General features: G+C 70.0%; 17 protein-coding genes. 9 read left to right on the forward strand and 8 right to left on the reverse strand.

What is annotated here, in order from left to right; translation table 11 throughout:
• Positions 1-386: 386 nt before the first annotated feature.
• Complete coding sequence (locus tag ACIA73_RS24015; protein WP_399440717.1) at positions 387-1,019, forward strand: hypothetical protein; 633 nt, start codon at positions 387-389, stop codon at positions 1,017-1,019.
• On the opposite strand, the gene ACIA73_RS24020 is transcribed toward ACIA73_RS24015, so the two are convergent.
• The gene (locus ACIA73_RS24020; RefSeq protein ID WP_399440718.1) at positions 1,016-1,885 is read right to left on the reverse strand and encodes an LLM class flavin-dependent oxidoreductase; all 870 of its coding nucleotides are present in this window, start codon (positions 1,883-1,885) and stop codon (positions 1,016-1,018) included. The genes ACIA73_RS24015 and ACIA73_RS24020 overlap by 4 nt on opposite strands.
• Before the next feature lie 186 nt (positions 1,886-2,071).
• Here ACIA73_RS24020 and ACIA73_RS24025 point away from each other — a divergent pair, with 186 nt between their 5' ends.
• The 3 genes from ACIA73_RS24025 (at position 2,072) to ACIA73_RS24035 (ending at position 6,100) form a co-directional block, all read left to right on the forward strand.
• Complete coding sequence (locus tag ACIA73_RS24025; protein WP_399440719.1) at positions 2,072-2,998, forward strand: virginiamycin B lyase; 927 nt, start codon at positions 2,072-2,074, stop codon at positions 2,996-2,998.
• Positions 2,999-3,084: 86 nt separating this feature from the next.
• Positions 3,085-4,464 (forward strand): FAD-binding oxidoreductase, encoded by a 1,380-nt coding sequence (locus ACIA73_RS24030; protein ID WP_399440720.1) that lies wholly within the window; start codon positions 3,085-3,087, stop codon positions 4,462-4,464.
• A gap of 106 nt (positions 4,465-4,570) precedes the next feature.
• A complete protein-coding gene (locus tag ACIA73_RS24035) occupies positions 4,571-6,100 on the forward strand; it encodes a helix-turn-helix domain-containing protein (protein ID WP_399440721.1) in 1,530 nt (509 codons plus the stop codon).
• A gap of 592 nt (positions 6,101-6,692) precedes the next feature.
• Here ACIA73_RS24035 and ACIA73_RS24040 read toward each other — a convergent pair.
• Positions 6,693-7,208, reverse strand: coding sequence for a DUF4188 domain-containing protein (locus ACIA73_RS24040; protein WP_399440722.1), 516 nt, complete (start codon positions 7,206-7,208; stop codon positions 6,693-6,695).
• A gap of 88 nt (positions 7,209-7,296) precedes the next feature.
• On the opposite strand from ACIA73_RS24040, the gene ACIA73_RS24045 reads away from it, so the two are divergent.
• The gene (locus tag ACIA73_RS24045) at positions 7,297-7,941 is read left to right on the forward strand and encodes a MerR family transcriptional regulator (RefSeq protein ID WP_399440723.1); all 645 of its coding nucleotides are present in this window, start codon (positions 7,297-7,299) and stop codon (positions 7,939-7,941) included.
• 15 nt (positions 7,942-7,956) lie between these two features.
• Here the strand turns inward: ACIA73_RS24045 and ACIA73_RS24050 are convergent, their stop codons facing one another.
• From ACIA73_RS24050 to ACIA73_RS24070, 5 genes are all read right to left on the reverse strand, one after another.
• A complete protein-coding gene (locus tag ACIA73_RS24050) occupies positions 7,957-8,928 on the reverse strand; it encodes a PDR/VanB family oxidoreductase (RefSeq protein ID WP_399440724.1) in 972 nt (323 codons plus the stop codon).
• A complete protein-coding gene (locus ACIA73_RS24055; protein ID WP_399440725.1) occupies positions 8,925-9,086 on the reverse strand; it encodes a hypothetical protein in 162 nt (53 codons plus the stop codon). Before ACIA73_RS24055 ends, ACIA73_RS24050 begins: the two co-directional genes overlap by 4 nt.
• Positions 9,083-10,147 (reverse strand): Rieske 2Fe-2S domain-containing protein, encoded by a 1,065-nt coding sequence (locus tag ACIA73_RS24060; protein ID WP_399440726.1) that lies wholly within the window; start codon positions 10,145-10,147, stop codon positions 9,083-9,085. Before ACIA73_RS24060 ends, ACIA73_RS24055 begins: the two co-directional genes overlap by 4 nt.
• 150 nt (positions 10,148-10,297) lie before the next feature.
• Positions 10,298-11,617, reverse strand: a complete 1,320-nt coding sequence (locus tag ACIA73_RS24065) for an MFS transporter (RefSeq protein WP_399440727.1) — start codon at positions 11,615-11,617, stop codon at positions 10,298-10,300.
• A gap of 202 nt (positions 11,618-11,819) precedes the next feature.
• Positions 11,820-12,245: a MarR family winged helix-turn-helix transcriptional regulator gene (locus ACIA73_RS24070; protein ID WP_399440851.1), complete on the reverse strand. Its 426-nt coding sequence runs from the start codon at positions 12,243-12,245 to the stop codon at positions 11,820-11,822.
• 301 nt (positions 12,246-12,546) lie between these two features.
• Between ACIA73_RS24070 and ACIA73_RS24075 the strand changes: the two genes are divergently transcribed.
• From ACIA73_RS24075 to ACIA73_RS24090, 4 genes are all read left to right on the forward strand, one after another.
• Entirely contained in the window at positions 12,547-13,494 is a 948-nt protein-coding gene (locus ACIA73_RS24075; protein WP_399440728.1) for an SDR family NAD(P)-dependent oxidoreductase, read from the forward strand.
• Positions 13,495-13,579: 85 nt separating this feature from the next.
• Positions 13,580-14,452 (forward strand): amidohydrolase family protein, encoded by an 873-nt coding sequence (locus tag ACIA73_RS24080; protein ID WP_399440729.1) that lies wholly within the window; start codon positions 13,580-13,582, stop codon positions 14,450-14,452.
• Positions 14,453-14,509: 57 nt separating this feature from the next.
• Positions 14,510-16,081 (forward strand): long-chain fatty acid--CoA ligase, encoded by a 1,572-nt coding sequence (locus tag ACIA73_RS24085; RefSeq protein WP_399440730.1) that lies wholly within the window; start codon positions 14,510-14,512, stop codon positions 16,079-16,081.
• Positions 16,053-16,508 carry a MaoC family dehydratase gene (locus ACIA73_RS24090; RefSeq protein ID WP_399440731.1) on the forward strand — a complete coding sequence of 152 codons (456 nt, stop codon included), beginning with the start codon at positions 16,053-16,055 and terminating at the stop codon, positions 16,506-16,508. The genes ACIA73_RS24085 and ACIA73_RS24090 overlap by 29 nt, the downstream gene beginning before the upstream one ends.
• Here the strand turns inward: ACIA73_RS24090 and ACIA73_RS24095 are convergent.
• On the reverse strand, positions 16,499-17,398 hold the full coding sequence (locus ACIA73_RS24095) for a PaaX family transcriptional regulator C-terminal domain-containing protein (protein WP_399440732.1): 900 nt from the start codon (positions 17,396-17,398) through the stop codon (positions 16,499-16,501). The genes ACIA73_RS24090 and ACIA73_RS24095 overlap by 10 nt on opposite strands.
• Positions 17,399-17,414 lie beyond the last annotated feature (16 nt).

Below are 17,414 nucleotides of genomic sequence, written 5' to 3' on the forward strand. Positions count from 1 at the left end.
TCTCCATTCGTTCAAAATGTGCGCGTCAAAAAAAGTGCGCGTTCTACCGCAATACAGCAATCCTGCCGCCACGACTCCGGGAAGACCCGCTAAGGTAAGGCTTAGTTAGGTAACCCTTACCGAGAAGTGGCGACTGCGGCGCGCTGGGTAGATATCTCGATGTCGAGATAACTCTAGTGCATGGCCGCCGCGCGGTCATGCCCAGTGCCCTTCGACCTTCGCTCCAGGCGTTCGACACCGGCCCCCGGGGTGGAGCAGTCGGAGTCGCTCTCCCCCGCCCGGCGGAGGCGGTTCCTTACACGGAAGGATCCTGACCGGCCTCGTCGGCTGTGAATCTCGAAGCGCGGGCCCGAACCGGCCCGCGGACCCAGGGAGCGCAGATGTCCATGGCCAGGCCGACCACGACAGGCGAAGAACCGGCACACGCGCCACGCGGAGAGGGCCGCCTGCGGCGGGCGTGGCGTGCGGCTCACGAGCCCGCCGCAGGGGTACCGCGCTGGGCCCGCCGGGTCGCCTACGCCGTGCCGCTGGTGGTGCTCCCGTCCGGAATCTGGCGCCTGGGCGTGCTGTTCGCCGAGGACAAACGTGGCGGGGCCATCGAAGACTGGGCGATGAACGGCTACATCGTCTTCCTCACCCTCTTCTCCGAGGTCCTCGCGTTCGCGGCCGTCGGGCTGGTCGCCCGCTGGGGCGAGGTGTTCCCGCGCTGGGTGCCGTGGCTGCGCGGGCGGCGGGTACCGACAGCCGCCGCGGTCGTCCCGGCCACGATCGGGGCGACAGTCCTGACCCTGGTCTTCACCGTCATCGCGACCGTCACCACCCTCACCCGGTCCAAGACCAATGGCGATCCGCTGCCCGCCGACTTCCCGAGCAGGGCCGGCGGCTGGGAATCCTTCTACTTCTACGCCTCCTACGCCCCCCTGGTCCTGTGGGGCCCGATGCTCGGCGTCCTCGCGTACGCGTACGGGCGTCGGCGTGGGTCGGCGACGACCGAGCCGCGGACGGAACGGCGCACCTAGAACCGGGGCGGCCCCTGCTCCACCCTGCGCATGACCGGGCCCAGCCGGTCCAGGTCCTCGTTGCGCTGGTCCTGCCGCTCGTCCCACCAGGTCGCCCCGGCGTCCACCAGCGGTCCGATCACCGCACGCGCCTTCGCCGGGTCCCCGGGCGTCGCACCGCCGAGGACGAACTCGAAGGGGTGCGCGGTCGGAGCCTCCGCCACCCGGTGCTTGCGCACGTAACCCACCAGTTCCTGGAACTCCCCCAGATCCGGTACGAGGCCGTGCTTGGCGGTCTCGAAGAGCGGAACCGCCCCGTCCCAGCGGGCCGCCCGGCGCATCGGCGGTTTGCTCGGCCAGAATCCGGCGACCCACACCGGCGGCCGGGGCTGCTGCACGGTCGCCGGCAGCAGGGTCACGTCACGCGCGGTGTAGTGGCGGCCCTCGTGGTCGACCGGCCGGCCCGTCCAGTACCGCTGGAGCAGATCGAGGCCCTCGTCGAGGCGCTCGGCGAGTTCCACGGGCCCGGCGGTGTCGCCGAAATCGGCGAACTCGTCCGCGACCGGCCCGCCCAGACCCGTACCGAGGATCACCCGGCCGTTGCTCAGGGAGTCCAGGGTGGCGACCTGGCGGGCGAGTTCCTGTGGACGGCGGCGGGCGACCGGGGTGACCAGGGTGCCGAGTCTGATCCGGCTGGTGGCCAGGGCGGCAGCGGTCAGCAGCATCCAGGGGTCACCGAACGGGCGGTGGCCGTGGGCGCGGTGCTGCACGTGGTCCCAGACGAAGAGGCCGTCCCAGCCCGCCTGCTCGGCGGCTGCCGCGAGTTCGGCGACCGTACGGGGGTCGGCGAAGTCGCCGAAACAGGGGATGTTCACGGAGAAGCGCATCCGGGCATCGTGCCCGCCCACCGATTCGGGGGCAACAGGAATCAAGGGCAACTGTCCTTATGTCAAGCTGAGTCGGGGTCCGTGACGATCACCTGTGTCCTGTCCGGCGTCCCGTCTCCATCCCGTCCGGCACCCCCTCCACCCGTCCGGCATCCCGCCCCCGTTCTCTCCGAGGAGTCGCACTTCATGTCACGTAACGCTTCGTCCGACCGCCCCCGCGTGCGGATCACCGAGTTCGAGGTGTCCGACGGCAAGGCGGGGCCGTACGGGGTCGCCGCCGGGCCGGACGGTGCGCTGTGGTTCACCAAGGTGCACGAAGGCGCTGTCGGCCGGATCCCGGTGACGGGCGGCGAGGTGACCTCGTACCCGCTGGCTGCGGGCGACGGCAATCCGACGGTGATCGTGCCGGGACCCGACGGGGCACTGTGGTTCACCGAGTTCCAGGGGCACCGGATCGGCCGGGTGGCCGTGGACGGCACGGTCAGCGCCTTCGCTCCGACGACCCCCGGGGCCGGGCCCTACGGGATCGCGGCGGGTGGCGACGGCGCCCTGTGGTTCACCGAGTTCCACACCGACCGGATCGGGCGGATCACAGCCGAGGGCGAGGTCACGGAGTTCGAACTGCCGGTCACCGGTGGCTTCCCGTCGGCCATCGTCGCAGGTCCGGACGGTGACCGGATGTGGTTCACGTTGAACCAGGCCAATGCGGTCGGCTCCATCGGCCTGGACGGCGGCTCCATCGAGATCCACCCGCTGCCGACGCCCGGAGCTGGTCCGGTCGGCATCGCCGCGGGTCCCGACGGGGCGATCTGGTGGGTGGAGATCCTGGCCGGGCAGATCGGCCGGATCGATGCCACCGGCAGGATCGACGAGTTCCCGCTGCCGGACCGCGCCGCCCGCCCGCACGCCCTGGTGACCGGCGCCGACGGCGCCCTGTGGTTCACCGAGTGGGGTGCGAACCGGGTCGGCCGGATCACCGCCGACGGCAGCCGTATCGACTCCTACGACCTCCCCTCCCCCTCCTGCGAGCCGCACGGCATCACGCTCGGTCCGGACGGCGCGGTGTGGGTGGCGCTGGAGATCGGGAAGCTGGCGCGGATCGCGCTCGCGTAGGACGCGAGGTGTCCCATACGAGGGGGACAGTGGCGCTGAAGGCACAACGCCGTTGCACCGACGATCGGTTGAGGAGCTGCACACTCATGACCAAGGTCACCGCCAAGGACTTCCCCCGCACCGGCAGCCCGGTGTTCTTCCCGGGCGACGAGGGTTACGAGGCGGAGCTCGCCGGGTTCCAACTGGCGTACCGGCACCGGCCCGATGTGATCGTGGCCGCGCACGACGCCGAGGCGGTGCGGATCGCCGTCGGGTACGCGGCCGGGCACCAGCTGCCCGTCGCGGTGCAGGCCACCGGGCACGGCCTGTCGGTCGCGGCCGACGGCGGAGTGCTGATCAGCACCAAGGAGCTGGACGGCATCCGGATCGACGCCGAGGCGCGCACCGCGTGGATCGGGGCGGGGGTGGGGTGGGGGCAGGTGGTCGAGCAGGCGGGACGCTTCGGACTCGCACCGCTGAACGGGTCGTTCCCCGGGGTGGGCGCGGTCTCGTACCTGCTCGGCGGTGGCATCGGGCTGCTGGGCCGCGAGTTCGGCCATGCGGCCGACCATGTCCGTACCGTCGAACTCGTCACCGCAGACGGCGAGTTGAGGACGGTCGACGCCTCCAGCGACCCGGATCTCTTCTGGGCCCTGCGCGGGGCCGGGCACAACTTCGGGGTGGTGACGGCGGTCGAGATCGGCCTCTTCCCGGTCGCCCGGATCTACGGCGGCGGGCTGCTCTTCGACGGCGTCCACGCGGCGGAGCTGGCGCGGGTGTACGCCGAGTGGTCGCGGACCGTCCCGGAGACCCTGACCTCGTCCATCGGCTTCGTCCCGTACCCCGACATGCCCCAGCTCCCCGACGACCTGCGCGGCCGGTACATCGCGCACATCCGTATCGTCTTCAACGGCCCCGCCGAGGAGGGTGAGCGGCTGGTGGCCCCGCTGCGCGCGGTGGCGCCGCGACTGGTGGACGACCTGGCCGACATGCCGTACACCGAGTCCGGTCACATCTACCGCGAGCCGCCCTTCCCGCACGCCTACGCCGGCACGAGTGTGCTGCTCGACGCGCTGGACGAGGCCGCGTTCGGCGAGGTGTTGAAGGTGACGGGCCCGGACGCGGACATCATGTGCGTGCTGGGGGTACGTCACCTGGGCGGGGCGTTCTCGCGCGGGCCCGCCGACGGCGGGGCGGTGGGGCACCGGGACGCGGCGTACCTTGTGCAACTCCTCACACCCCTCGACGGCGCGGACGACCTCGCCCGCAGCCGCGCCGCCCAGCACCGGCTGAAGACGGCGCTGGCGCCGTGGACCCGGGGCAGCGCACTGCTCTTTGAGTTCGGGGACGGCGAGCGGGCCACTCAGTCGCAGACCAGGAGCGGTTACGAGGCAGCGGACTACACCCGTCTGGCGCGCCTCAAGCACCACTACGACCCCCACAACCTCTTCCGCTTCAACCGCAACATCGCCCCCCTGGCGGACTGACCGTCCCGCCAGAAACCTCCGGAGCGAACTGACGGGCCGCCAGGCCCGTCACCCCTCCGGCCCCTTCGAGTGGGTTGTCATCTCATATCTGAGATAGCCTTCCCCCATGGCAGACGACTACCTCGTACGCATCGGCAAGCTCATCCGTGACGCACGTCAGCACCGGGGCTGGACCCAGACGCAGCTCGCGGACGCTCTCGGCACCAGCCAGAGTGCGGTGAACCGTATCGAGCGCGGCAACCAAAACATCAGCCTTGAGATGATCGCCCGAATCGGTGAAGCCCTCGACAGTGAGATCGTGTCGCTGGGGTACTCGGGTCCGATGCATCTTCGAGTGGTCGGCGGCCGGCGCCTCTCCGGCGCGATCGACGTCAAGACCAGCAAGAACGCCTGCGTCGCCCTCCTCTGCGCCACCCTGCTCAACAAGGGCCGCACCGTCCTGCGCAAGGTCGCCCGGATCGAAGAGGTGTACCGCCTTCTGGAGGTACTGAACTCCATCGGTGTCCGCACCCGCTGGGTCAACGAGGGCAAGGACCTCGAAATCGTCCCGCCGGCCAAGCTCGACATGGGCTCGATGGACGCGGCCGCGGCCCGCCGCACCCGCTCGATCATCATGTTCCTCGGTCCGCTGCTGCACCGCATGGACCGCTTCAAACTGCCGTACGCCGGCGGCTGTGACCTCGGCACCCGCACCATCGAGCCGCACATGATCGCCCTGCGCCGCTTCGGCCTGGACATCACCGCCACCGAGGGCATCTACCACGCCGAGGTCGAGAAGTCGGCCGGCCCCGACCGCCCGATCGTGCTGACCGAGCGCGGCGACACCGTCACCGAGAACGCGCTGCTGGCCGCCGCCCGCTACGACGGCACGACGGTCATCCGCAACGCCTCCTCCAACTACATGGTCCAGGACCTCTGCTTCTTCCTCGAAGCACTGGGCGTCAAGGTCGAGGGCGTCGGCACCACCACTCTCACCGTGCACGGCGTCCCGGAGATCGACGTCGACGTCGACTACTCCCCCTCCGAGGACCCGGTCGAGGCGATGAGCCTGCTCGCCGCCGCCGTCGTCACGGAATCCGAGCTGACCATTCGCCGGGTCCCCATCGAGTTCCTCGAAATCGAACTCGCGGTGCTGGAGGAGATGGGCCTCAACCACGACCGCTCCGCCGAGTACAGCGCCGACAACGGCCGTACCCGCCTGGTCGACCTCACGGTCCGCCCCTCCAAGCTGGAGGCGCCGATCGACAAGATCCACCCCATGCCCTTCCCGGGCCTGAACATCGACAACGTCCCCTTCTTCGCGGCCATCGCCGCCACCGCCCAGGGCCAGACCCTCATCCACGACTGGGTCTACGACAACCGCGCGATCTATCTGACGGACCTCAATCGCCTCGGTGGCCGCCTCCAACTCCTCGACCCCCACCGGGTGCTGGTGGAAGGCCCGACCCGCTGGCGCGCCGCCGAGATGATGTGCCCGCCGGCGCTGCGCCCGGCCGTGGTCGTGCTGCTGGCCATGATGGCGGCCGAGGGCACGTCGGTGCTGCGGAACGTGTACGTCATCAACCGGGGTTACGAGGACCTGGCGGAGCGCCTCAACTCGGTGGGCGCACAGATCGAGATCTTCCGGGACATCTGACCCGGGTGCACAGGGTAACGAGCTCTGGCCATGGGCGTGTTGGACATGGACTGCGGGGCTGGCGTGCGGGAGGGCCCGGCTCGCCGTCGGCGGCGTCCCTGGAGCAGGGGCGCCGTTTCCCTGCCGTGGATGATGTGGCGGCTCATCACTGACCCGGCAGAGATCAGCCGGCCTCACCGGCGCTCTCCTCAGGTCGCGGGCGCGAGCCTGGGCGAGGAGGGTGGCGGGGCCGATGAGCGCGGTCACCACCGGGGCGAGTCCGGCGGGGAGAGAGCGCCCGCTGCCCGGGGACCGACCCAACAACCTTTCTGCCGTAGCCCGTTGCGGGCCTGTCGGGGCGGCCAGTGAGACGGTTCCAGTGAGCGGCTGCTCCAACTCCAGCCGTCGGCGTACTCTCGTCACGAACCAGCCGAGAGCCGGGTCTCCGAGCACTCGGCGCAACCCTGCCTCGTCCACCGGCTCCGCCCGTGCCGGGCCACCGTCCGAGGGGGCCGGGCTCAGCTCCACCGCGCCACACATCGGGACCCCTCCCTCTTCGCCTCGTGGCGATGACGGCGAGCCCACTCATCGGCCTCGCACGACGACGGACCGGCTACTGCGGTGCCTCCGCCTTGCCGGCCCGGTGCGCGAAGCGGTCCGATGCCTTGCGGCCGCGCTTTTCCAGGGGGAGGACGCCGGTGGCCGCCGCCATGCCGAAGGGGGGCATGTAGGCGTAGATGGATTCGTACGAGCCCTCGGGCGAGATGTAGGACTCGTGCCACAGGCCTACGTGGCCGGGGACCTTGCCGCGGCGTTCCTTGCCGTTGATGTACTTCCACACGCGGTGGTGGAACATCTCCGGGGAGGTGGCGTAGGAGTACAGCTTGTCCTTGGACTCCCAGTACTGGACTACGTAGTAGGTGCGCGGGGAGGCGGTGAGGAGGATCTGGTTCAACAGCCCCTTGCTGCGGTCCTTCTTGAGCTCGCCCAGCATGCGGAACATGGACAGCATCACCGGCAGCCAGTGGTGCACCGCCCAGAAGTGGTTGATACGCATACCGATCAGCAGGACTACCGCATCGCCCTCGATGGCTGCGGTGGTACGGCCCATGGGGATCTTGCCGGCCATGCTGCCCTCCGTGGTGGATGGTTGGATACCTGCGCTATCCAAGAAGCGCATGGTTGGATAGTGGCACTCCCCAAGGAGAGGTACAAGGGTGCGACTGGCCGAGTTGAGTGAGCGCAGCGGGGTGTCCCTCGCGACGATCAAGTACTACCTGCGGCAGGGGCTGTTGGCGCCGGGCGACCGGGTCAGCGCGACCACGGCGGAGTACGACGAGAGCCATCTGCGGCGGCTGCGGCTGGTGCGGGCGCTGCTCCAGGTGGGGCGGCTGCCGGTGGCGACGGCGAAGAAGGTGCTGGGGCACGTCGACGACGAGTCCCTCGGCCGTTCGATCCGGATGGGTGCGGCACTCTGGGAGTTGCCGCACGGGGCGGAGCCGGACGACGACAAGGACGAGGCCACGGTGGCCGCGCGGACGGAGGTGGACCGGCTGCTGGAGCGGCTCGGCTGGGAGTCCGCGCGGGAGATAGGCGCACTGTCTCCGGTGCACCGTTCACTGGTGGTGGCGGTGGCCACGCTGATCCGGCTCGGGTATCCGTGGGACGCCGAACTCATGGCACCGTACGCCGAGTTGATGCATCGTGCGGCGATCCGCGATCTCGATTTCGTGGAGACGCGGCACTCGGAGGCGGAGCGGGTCGAGACCGCGGTCGCGGCGGCCATCCTCTTCCGGCCGGCGCTGGACGCCTTGCACCGGCTGGCACAGGAGGAGGAGTCGGCGCGGAGGTACGGGCTGTAGGGGACGTGAGGTGCGCTACAGGTCGAGGACCAGGCGGGGGCCCTTGCAGCGGGAGACGCAGATGAGCATGGTCTCGCCGCTCTCGCGCTCCTCATCGGTGAGCACCGAGTCGCGATGGTCGGGGACGCCTTCGACAACGTCGGTCTCGCAGGTGCCGCAGGTGCCCTCGGTGCAGGAGTACAGCACGTCGACACCGGCCGCGCGGACCGTCTGAAGGATGGACGCCCCGGGCGCGACGGTGAGGGTCCTGGAGGAGCGGGCGAGGGTCAACTCGAAGGTGGAGTCGGTGGGTTGCTCGGCGGCCTCCTTGGGCTGGAAGCGTTCCAGGTGCAGGGTGCCCGGTGGCCAGGTGGTGGCGTGGTGGGCGGTGAGCGCGTCCAGGAGCGGGGCGGGGCCGCAGGAGTAGATCAGGGTGTCGGGCGTGGGGTCGGCGAGGGCTGCGGACAGGTCTAGGTGGCCGGTTTCGGACTGAGGGGCGATGCGGATGCGCCGACTGCCGTAACGGTCCGTCAGTTCGGTTGCGTAGGCGAGGGATTGGCGCGTGCGTCCGCCGTAGAGGAGCGTCCAGTCGGCGCCCTGCGCCTCCGCCTCGGCAAGCATCGGGAGCAGCGGGGTGATGCCGATGCCGCCCGCGATGAAGCGGTAGCGGGGGGCGGGGTGGAGCGGGAAGTGGTTGCGGGGGCCGCGGGCGATGAGGGTGCTGCCCTGGGTGAGCTTTCCGTGGACGTACGCCGAACCTCCCCGCCCGGCGGGCTCGTTGAGTACGGCGATGTGCCAGTTGCGGCGGTCTGCGGGGTCTCCGCACAGGGAGTACTGGCGGACCAGGTCACGGGAAGGGTCCAGGACCAGGTCGATGTGGGCGCCCGGCTGCCAGGCGGGGAGCTCGGCACCGTACGGCTCGCGGAGGCGGAGAGTGAGGGCGAGGACGCCCTCGGCTATCAACTCGGTCTCTGATACCACTAGTTGCATTTCGGGCGTGGTGCTCATCGGTGTCCTTCGGGGTGGGCCAGCATCCAGTCCCACATCTCGATGGGGTCCTGTGTGGTGTGCTCGGCGCCGCAGTGGCAGGTTCCGTGCAGGCGGTCGGTGCCGGGGAGCCAGTGGACGCGGTAGATCCTGCCCGTACCGGTGGCGGCGGCGGTCACTGGACGGACTCGACCGTCTTGGCGCCCTCTTCCACCAGACGGGCGAGGATGCGGCGGGCGGCCAGGGCACCGGTGTCGATGTTGATGCTCAGCTCCTGGTAGCCGGCGGGCTCGGTGGCCAGGGTGCGCTGGAGGAGGTTGAGGGCGTCGACGTCCTGCATCACGACGGTGTGGTTGAAGTCGCGGAGGAAGGTGGTGACTGCGGTGTCGTCGGTGGCGAAGTCGCGGGAGACCGCCCAGAAGTCGTACACCTTGCCCTCGCCGGCGGGCGTGATCGCGTAGGTGATCTCGGTGTGGAACGCGTTCGGGTCGGTGCCGTCCGGCTCGGGGAGGACGCCGACCGGGGCGATGCGGCTGTGCAGCAGGTAGAGGCAGGGGGCGAAGTACTCGATGTCCTGCCAGCGGGTGATGCGGCCCTCGATGCCGGTGGAACGGGCGTAGAAGGGCGGGCATTCGGCGTCGTCCATGCGGCGGCTGACGCGGACGATTCCGGCGTCCTCGTCGACCTCGGTGGTGATGGGGGTCTCGGCGACCTCGGGGGTGCCGATGTAGCCGCCGTGCAGATAGGTCTCGTGGGAGAGGTCCATGAGGTTGTCGACCAGGAGGCCGTAGTCGCCGTCGATGGGTTCCATGCCGGTGACGGTGGTCCAGGCAGGGTCGGCGAGGTGGCGGGCGCGGGGGATCCGCTGCGGGTCGGCGAGGGTGGGGTCACCGATCCAGATCCAGATCAGGGCGTCCTGTTCGACGACCGGGTAGGAGGCGACCCGGGCGGTGCGCGGGACGCGCTTCTGGCCGGGGACCCAGACGCAGCTGCCGGTGGTGTCGTAGGTGAAGCCGTGGTAGCCGCAGATGATGCGGTCGCCTTCGAGGCGGCTCTCGGAGAGCGGGAAGCGGCGGTGGACGCAGCGGTCGGCGAGCGCGACGGGCGTGTGGTCGTCCTCGGTGCGGTAGAGGACGACCGGTTCGCCGAGGTAGGTCCGGCCGAGGAGCTCCCGGCCGACCTCGTGAGCGTAGGCGGCTACGTACCACTGGTTGCGCGCGAAGTGGGTGACGTGCGGCACGGGGGCCCCTTCGGGGAGTGGGTGGCGGGGAGTTGCCGTCCTGCGAGGGGTGCGGGCCCGGCACACGCAGCTTCGTGAATCGCGGCCGGGCCGGGCAAGGGCGCTTCCGGCATACGGAAAGGGGGCAGCGGCGGGCACTCCCCCGCGGGGCTACCGCACGCCGTCGTCGATCAGGGCCTGATCGCTGGTCTCGCGCATGGTCCAGAGCGTGACGATGGTGATGACGGCGCCGCCGCAGAGCAGCAGGGCGAGCGGAGTGCTGCTGCCGTCGTACGCGGCGAGCAGGCTGCTCGCGATCAGTGGGGAGAAACCGGCGCCGATCAGGGTGGCGCCCTGGTAGCCGAGCGAGGCACCGGTGTAGCGGACCCGGGTGCCGAACATCTCGGAGAGCAGTGCGCCCAGAGGGCCGTACATCGTGGACTGGGCGACTCCGTGGCCCAGGCAGAGCGCCAGGATCAGCAGTCCGGGCGACCCGGAGTCGACGAGTGCGATCACCGGGAAGGCCAGCGCGGCGGAGGCGACCGCTCCGGCGAGCACCACGGGGCGGCGGCCGACCCGGTCGGAGAGCGCGGAGGCGGTGGGCAGCACGAAGAGGGCGACCACGGAGGCGAGGGTGACCGCGGTGAGGACCTGCGAGCGGGTGTAGCCGTGGGTGACGGCGTACGAAATCATGAAGCCGGTCAGCAGCGACTGGGCGGTGAACGCGCTGATGCCGACGCAGCAGGCCTGGATCACCGGCTTGGGCCTGCGGAGGAGTTCGAGGAGGGGGAGCTGGGCGGGGGCGGAGGCGGAGTCCTTGGCGTCCTGCTTGGGCGGTGCTTCTCCGGCGTGGGCTTCCTTGCCCTGGGATTCCTTGCCCTGGGATTCCTTGAAGAGCGGGCTTTCGGTGACTTTCAGTCGTACGAAGAGGCCGACGCCGAGCAGCACCACGCTCAGCAGGAACGGCACGCGCCAGCCCCAGCTGCGGAAGTCGTCGTCGGGCAGGGCCGAGACGAGGGTGACGACTCCGGCGGAGAGCACCGAGCCGAGCGGCGCGCCGAGTTGGGTGGCGCTGGACCACAGGCCGCGGCGCTTGCCGCCCGCGTGCTCGACGTGTTCCACGACCATCAGGGTGGCGCCGCCCCATTCGCCGCCGATCGCCAGGCCCTGAACGACGCGCAGCGTGACCAGCAGGATCGGGGCCCAGACGCCGATGGCGTCATAGGTCGGCAGCAGGCCGATCAGGAAACTGCCGGTGCCCATCATCACCATGGTCAGCAGCATGATCGATTTGCGGCCGACGCGGTCGCCGAAGTGACCGAAGACGATGCCGCCCAGCGGGCGGGCGAGATAGCCCGCGGCGAAGGTGCCGAAGGCGGCGATGGTGCCTACGGCCGGGTCCGCCTGAGGGAAGAACAGTTCGCCGAAGACGAGGGCCGCGACCGTTCCGTAGACGAGGAAGTCATAGAGCTCCACTGCGGTGCCGAGCATTCCGGAGAGTGCGACGCGCCTCAACTGCCCTGCCTGTGACCGCTGTTCTTGCGACTGCTGCGCTTCGAAAGGGGGTTGACCGCCTGCTGACTGGCGGCTTGGGGTACGGGGCGGCTGCACGACGGGCTCCCTGGGGCCGGGCCAATGTCACCGCGAAGGTAGGCACCACCGTCACCGCCGTCAACGATTTGCACACCATCAATCAGGCGAGACCCGCCTCGGCGACCCGGCGGAGCAGGGTGTGGAGGGTTTCCCGCTCGGCACTGTCGAGAGGGGCGAGGAGTTCATCGGTCACGCGCTGGCCTGCGGTTTCGCTGCCCTGGAGGAAGGTGCGGCCAGGCGCGGTGAGGACGACGACGCGACTGCGGCGGTCGCCCGGGGAGGGGCGGCGCTCGACCAGGCCGAGGCGTTCGAGGTCGTCAACGAGGCCGACGATCGCGCTGGGGTCGTAGCCGAGGCGGGCGCTCAACTCCCGCTGGAGGGCCCCTTCGGAGCCGGCCAGGAAGCGGAGCAGGGCGTAGTGGCGCAGCCGGAGTCCGGACTCCTGGAGGGAGGTGTTGAAGAGCTGGCCGGAGCGCAGACCGAGCCGGTAGAGCAGATATCCAGTGTCGGCGTGCAGGCCGCGCATCCAGGGTTCATGGGCGTCGATCGGCTTTTCCGCAGCGGCACCGGGGACGGCGGATGCGGGGGCGGCGGGGGCGGCGGATGCGGGGGCGGCGACTGGCTTGCTGATGGCGGACTCCCGGGTCTCGATGGGTGCGGTGTGCGCGAGGCGCACGGAACCAGGATGACGCAGATCGAATGTGCCAACAACCATTGACGTGAACAATGATTGTCCTTAGCTTCGATCTCGGCAGCGGAGCCCGGCCCCGACCGAACCCGCTCCCTCGCGCTCCCCCTCAACTCACCCACTCCGTAAGGAGACTCCTGTGCCCACTCTCGATCTGTCCGGCAAGGTCGCCCTCGTCACCGGCAGCGGACGCGGCCTCGGGCTCGCCTATGCGCAGGCGCTGGCCGCGGCCGGGGCGTCGGTGGTCGTCAACGACCTGGACGAGGCGGTCGCCGAGCAGGCCGTGAAGACCATCCGGGAAGCGGGCGGCGCCGCGGTCGCCGAGGTCGTCGCGGTGGGGACGACCGAGGCGGCACAACGCCTGGTCGGCCGCGCGGTCGAGGAGTTCGGGCGCCTCGACATCCTGGTGACCAACGCGGGCGTACTGCGCGACAAGGTGCTGTGGAAGATGTCCGACGAGGACTTCGACACCGTCATCGGCGTCCATCTGCGAGGCACCTTCGCCTGCGCCCGGGCGGCGGCGATCCGGATGCGGGAGCAGGGTGAGGGCGGCAGCCTGATCCTGGTCGGCTCCCCCGCCGGGCAGCGCGGCAACTTCGGGCAGACCAACTACGCCGCCGCCAAGGCCGGCATCGCCGCGATGGCCCGCACCTGGTCGATGGAGCTGGGCCGTGCCCACATCACCGTCAACGCCATCGTGCCGGTCGCCGCGACCGCGATGACCGAGACCATCCCGGCCTTCGCCCCGTACGTCGAGGCCATGCGCGGCGGCGAACCGCTGCCCGGCTTCCTGCGCAAGGGCGAGGGCTTCGGCACCGCCGAGGACTGCGCGGCACTCGTTGCCTTCCTCGCCTCGGAAGCGGCGCGCGGCATCACCGGTCAGTGCATCGGCATCGGCGGCGACAAGCTGGCGCTGTGGTCGCACCCGCAGGAGATCTCGGTGGCGTACGCCGACGGCGGCTGGAGCCCAAAATCCCTCGCGGAGTCCTGGCACACCTCGGTGGGCGCCGCACCGCAGACGGTCGGCATCCCGGCTCCGAAGATCCCCGCGTCGCCGGCCGCGTCGCCGGCCGGCAAGGAGGCGTAAGGACATGACCAGCACACCTGCCACGCCCGGCACACCTTCAACACCCAGCGCACCTTCAACACCCAACACACCGGCCACTCCCACCATGAACGTCGACGACCTCGTCGCCATCGACGTCCACACCCACGCCGAGGTCTCCGCCAAGGGCAACTCCTCCCTCGACGACGACCTGCACGACGCGTCCAGCGCCTACTTCAAGTTGGAGGGCCGCAACCGGAAGCCCACCCTCAACGAGATCGCCGCGTACTACCGGGAGCGGAGGATGGCCGCGGTGGTCTTCACCGTGGACGCCCAGCACGCCACCGGCACCGAGCCCGTCCCCAACGAGGAGGTCGCCGGGGCCGCCGCCGCCAACGCGGACGTCCTCATCCCGTTCGCCTCCATCGACCCGTTCCGCGGGAAGGCAGGGGTGCTGCAGGCGCGCCGGCTCGTCGAGGAGTACGGCGTCAAGGGCTTCAAGTTCCACCCGAACATCCAGGGGTTCTTCCCCAACGACCGGATCGCCTACGCGCTGTACGAGGTGATCGAGGAGGCCGGGGCCGTCGCCCTCTTCCACACCGGGCAGACCGGCATCGGTGCCGGGGTCCCGGGCGGCGGGGGTATCCGGCTGAAGTACTCCAACCCCATGTACGTCGACGACGTGGCCGCCGACTTCCCGCACCTGAAGATCATCCTGGCTCATCCCTCCTTCCCCTGGCAGGACGAGGCCCTCGCGGTCGCCACCCACAAACCGGGCGTCCACATCGACCTGTCCGGCTGGTCGCCGAAGTACTTTCCGCCGCAGTTGGTCCAGTACGCCAACACCCTCCTCAAGGACAAGGTCCTGTTCGGATCGGACTACCCGGTCCTGACCCCGGACCGCTGGCTCGCCGACTTCGACAAGCTGGGCATCAAGGACGAGGTGCGTCCGAAGATCCTCAAGGACAATGCCGCCAGGCTGCTCGGCCTCACCCCGTGAAGCCCCGCCCGCGCCCCACCCAGTGAATCGGCCTCACCCAATGAAGGGGACGCAACGATGCGCAACGAGGGAATCGGCTCCTGGCCCGCACGCCGTGCCCGCAAGACCCCGCACCGCACTGCGCTGATCCACCAGCAGCGGACGTTCAGTTACGCCGATCTCCACGACCGCACCACCCGCCTCGCCCACGTCCTGCACGCCAGCGGCGTGCGGCGCGGCGACCGGGTCGCCTATCTCGGCCCCAACCATCCCTCCTTCCTGGAGACCCTCTTCGCCACCGGTCTCCTCGGCGCCGTCTTCGTACCGCTCAACACCCGGCTGGCGATGCCCGAGATCGCCTACCAGCTCGCGGACTCCGGAGCCCGTCTCCTGGTCCACGCGTCCAGTCTGTACGACGCCACTGACAATCGGCCGGGCCCTCGTCCTGACCTGCTGGAAGTCGGCCCACCGTACGAGGAGTCGATCGCCGCGGCCCCGTCCGCCCCGATCGACGAACCGGTCGCCCACGACGACGTCTGCATCATCATGTACACCTCGGGCACCACCGGCCGCCCCAAGGGCGCCATGCTCACCCACGCCAACCTCGCCTGGAACGCGGTCAACGTCCTGATCGACCAGGACCTGGCATCCGACGAACGCGCCCTGGTGTCCGCTCCCCTGTTCCACACGGCCGGGCTCAACATGCTGACCCTCCCCGTGCTCCTCAAGGGCGGCACCTGCGTCATCGTCGAGTCCTTCGACCCTGCCGCCACCTTCGACCTGATCGCGGAACACCGGATCACCTTCATGTTCGGCGTACCCACCATGTACGACCGGATGGCCCGCCATCCTCGCTGGGCCGATGCGGACCTCTCCTCGATGCGCCATCTGAGCTGCGGCGGCGCCCCGGTGCCGACCGGCCTCATCGGGACGTACCAGGAGCGGGGTCTCAACTTCCAGCAGGGTTACGGGATGACGGAGGCCGCACCCGGCACGCTGTTCCTCGACGCGGAGCACGCCGTCGAGAAGGCCGGCTCGGCAGGGGTGCCGCACTTCTTCAGTGACGTCGCCGTGGTCGGCCCCGATCTCACGCCCGTGAGGACCGGCGAGACCGGGGAGATCCAGGTGCGCGGACCGCATGTGATGCCCGGCTACTGGGGGCTGCCCGTGGAGAGCGCGGAGGCGTTCCACGACGGCTGGTTCCGCACCGGGGACATGGCCAGGGTGGACGCCGACGGCTTCGTCACCATCGTCGACCGCCTCAAGGACATGATCATCTCCGGTGGCGAGAACGTCTACCCCGCCGAGGTCGAGGATGCCCTGCTCGCCCATCCCGATGTCGTCGAATGCGCGGTGATCGGCGTCCTTGACCCGCAGTGGGGCGAGGTGCCGCGCGCGGTCGTCGTCGTACGGGAGGGGTCACAGGCCGGGCCCGGGGAGATCCTGGGGTCCCTCGACGGGCGGCTCGCCAAGTACAAGATCCCGAAGTCGGTGGTGGTGGCGGAGGAACTGCCGCGCACCGCATCGGGAAAGCTCGTCAAGCCCCGGGTGCGCGCGCTGTACGGCACACAGAACGTCCAACTCATCGTAAAACCAACCCCGTCAGAGGGAAGGCACAGCCATGACCACAACCGTCCAGAACCTCGGTGAACTCAAGAAGCTCGAAGGGAGCGACCTCGGCGCTAGCGAGTGGATCACCGTCTCGCAGGAGCGGATCAACGGATTCGCGGATGCCACCGGTGACCACCAGTGGATCCACACGGACCCGGAGCGCGCCAAGGACGGACCGTTCGGGGCGCCGATCGCCCACGGCTACCTCACGCTCTCCCTCTTCATACCGCTCTTCACCAAGCTGCTCGATGTCGAGGGCGTCAGGACGAAGGTCAACTACGGCCTCAACAAAGTGCGCTTCCCCTCCCCCGTTCCGGCCGGGTCGCGGCTGCGGCTGGTCGCGAAGCTGACCGAGGTGGCGGACATCAAGGGCGGAGTGCAGATCACCGTCGGTGGCGCGATCGAGATCGAGGGCGGCGCGAAGCCCGCGTGCGTGCTGGAGAGCGTGTCCCGCTTCTACGTCTGATCCGCCACGGGGGCGGGTTCGGGGCCGGGGCCAGGGGCGGAGGCCTGATCGAAGGCGGGCCCGGGGTCGGGACGCACCGGCACCAGGTCGAGCAGCTGGGCCGCCGACTCCCCTGCTGCCGTGTCGAGTTGGGCGTGCACACTGCGGTACGTCCGCTCGGCCCGCTCGGCCGGCCAGTGGTCCGGCAGGTGTTTCAGCGGGAGCCTCGGGTCACTGCGGACCAGCCGCAGCCATTCGGTGGACATCCGCAGCCGCAGCACCAGTGCGTCGTACCCCACGTCGGGTCCGTGCTGCCCGACCGGCTGCCAGCGGCGTACGAACTCCTCGTAGCGTGCGGTGAGTTCGGACAGCTGCCAGGCCTCCTCGATCATCGCACCGATGTCGGTCCCCGCGTCGGCGTGCGCCCGGAAGACCTTCACATGGGCGGACAGGCCGAGCTCGGCGACCAGCGCGGCCACATCGACCTCGCCGGGCGCGATCCACAGGCCGCTGAAGAGGGGTCCGAAGCCGTTCCAGACCAGTCGCGAGCGCAGGTCGTGGCGCTGGCGCTGCCACGCCTCGGGGAGCGAGAAGCCGAGCAGGGTCCAGGTGCCGTCCCAGTCCCGGTTGACCGCGCCGGTGTGCCAGATCCGGCGGTCACCGTCGCGCAGGATGGTTTCGCAGTGGCCGGTGAGGCCGAAGTACATTCGTCGGCCCTCGCGCTGCCGGCGCAGCAGGCCGCGGCCCACCATCCGTGTCAGGGTGGAGCGGGTGGCCTGTTCGCCCACGCCCGCGCGCCGGAACAGTTCGATCACGCTGCCCGAGTAGACGCAGACGTCCCGGCCGAGGACCTGGTCGCCGAGGAAGGTCAGCATCAACGACTGCGGGCGGAGGGCTTCTTCGCTGGTCACGGCTCCACGGTAACCG

The organism is Streptomyces sp. NPDC051561 (assembly GCF_044454195.1).
In the GTDB taxonomy this organism is placed as follows: domain Bacteria; phylum Actinomycetota; class Actinomycetes; order Streptomycetales; family Streptomycetaceae; genus Streptomyces.

Coding starts and splice junctions, on each gene's coding strand:
- ACIA73_RS24015 (WP_399440717.1), top strand. CDS start 387: ATGGCCAGGCCGACCACGACAGGCGAAGAACCGGCACACGCGCCACGC.
- ACIA73_RS24020 (WP_399440718.1), bottom strand. CDS start 1,885: ATGCGCTTCTCCGTGAACATCCCCTGTTTCGGCGACTTCGCCGACCCC.
- ACIA73_RS24025 (WP_399440719.1), top strand. CDS start 2,072: ATGTCACGTAACGCTTCGTCCGACCGCCCCCGCGTGCGGATCACCGAG.
- ACIA73_RS24030 (WP_399440720.1), top strand. CDS start 3,085: ATGACCAAGGTCACCGCCAAGGACTTCCCCCGCACCGGCAGCCCGGTG.
- ACIA73_RS24035 (WP_399440721.1), top strand. CDS start 4,571: ATGGCAGACGACTACCTCGTACGCATCGGCAAGCTCATCCGTGACGCA.
- ACIA73_RS24040 (WP_399440722.1), bottom strand. CDS start 7,208: ATGGCCGGCAAGATCCCCATGGGCCGTACCACCGCAGCCATCGAGGGC.
- ACIA73_RS24050 (WP_399440724.1), bottom strand. CDS start 8,928: ATGAGCACCACGCCCGAAATGCAACTAGTGGTATCAGAGACCGAGTTG.
- ACIA73_RS24065 (WP_399440727.1), bottom strand. CDS start 11,617: ATGCTCGGCACCGCAGTGGAGCTCTATGACTTCCTCGTCTACGGAACG.
- ACIA73_RS24070 (WP_399440851.1), bottom strand. CDS start 12,245: ATGCGCGGCCTGCACGCCGACACTGGATATCTGCTCTACCGGCTCGGT.
- ACIA73_RS24080 (WP_399440729.1), top strand. CDS start 13,580: ATGAACGTCGACGACCTCGTCGCCATCGACGTCCACACCCACGCCGAG.
- ACIA73_RS24085 (WP_399440730.1), top strand. CDS start 14,510: ATGCGCAACGAGGGAATCGGCTCCTGGCCCGCACGCCGTGCCCGCAAG.
- ACIA73_RS24090 (WP_399440731.1), top strand. CDS start 16,053: ATGACCACAACCGTCCAGAACCTCGGTGAACTCAAGAAGCTCGAAGGG.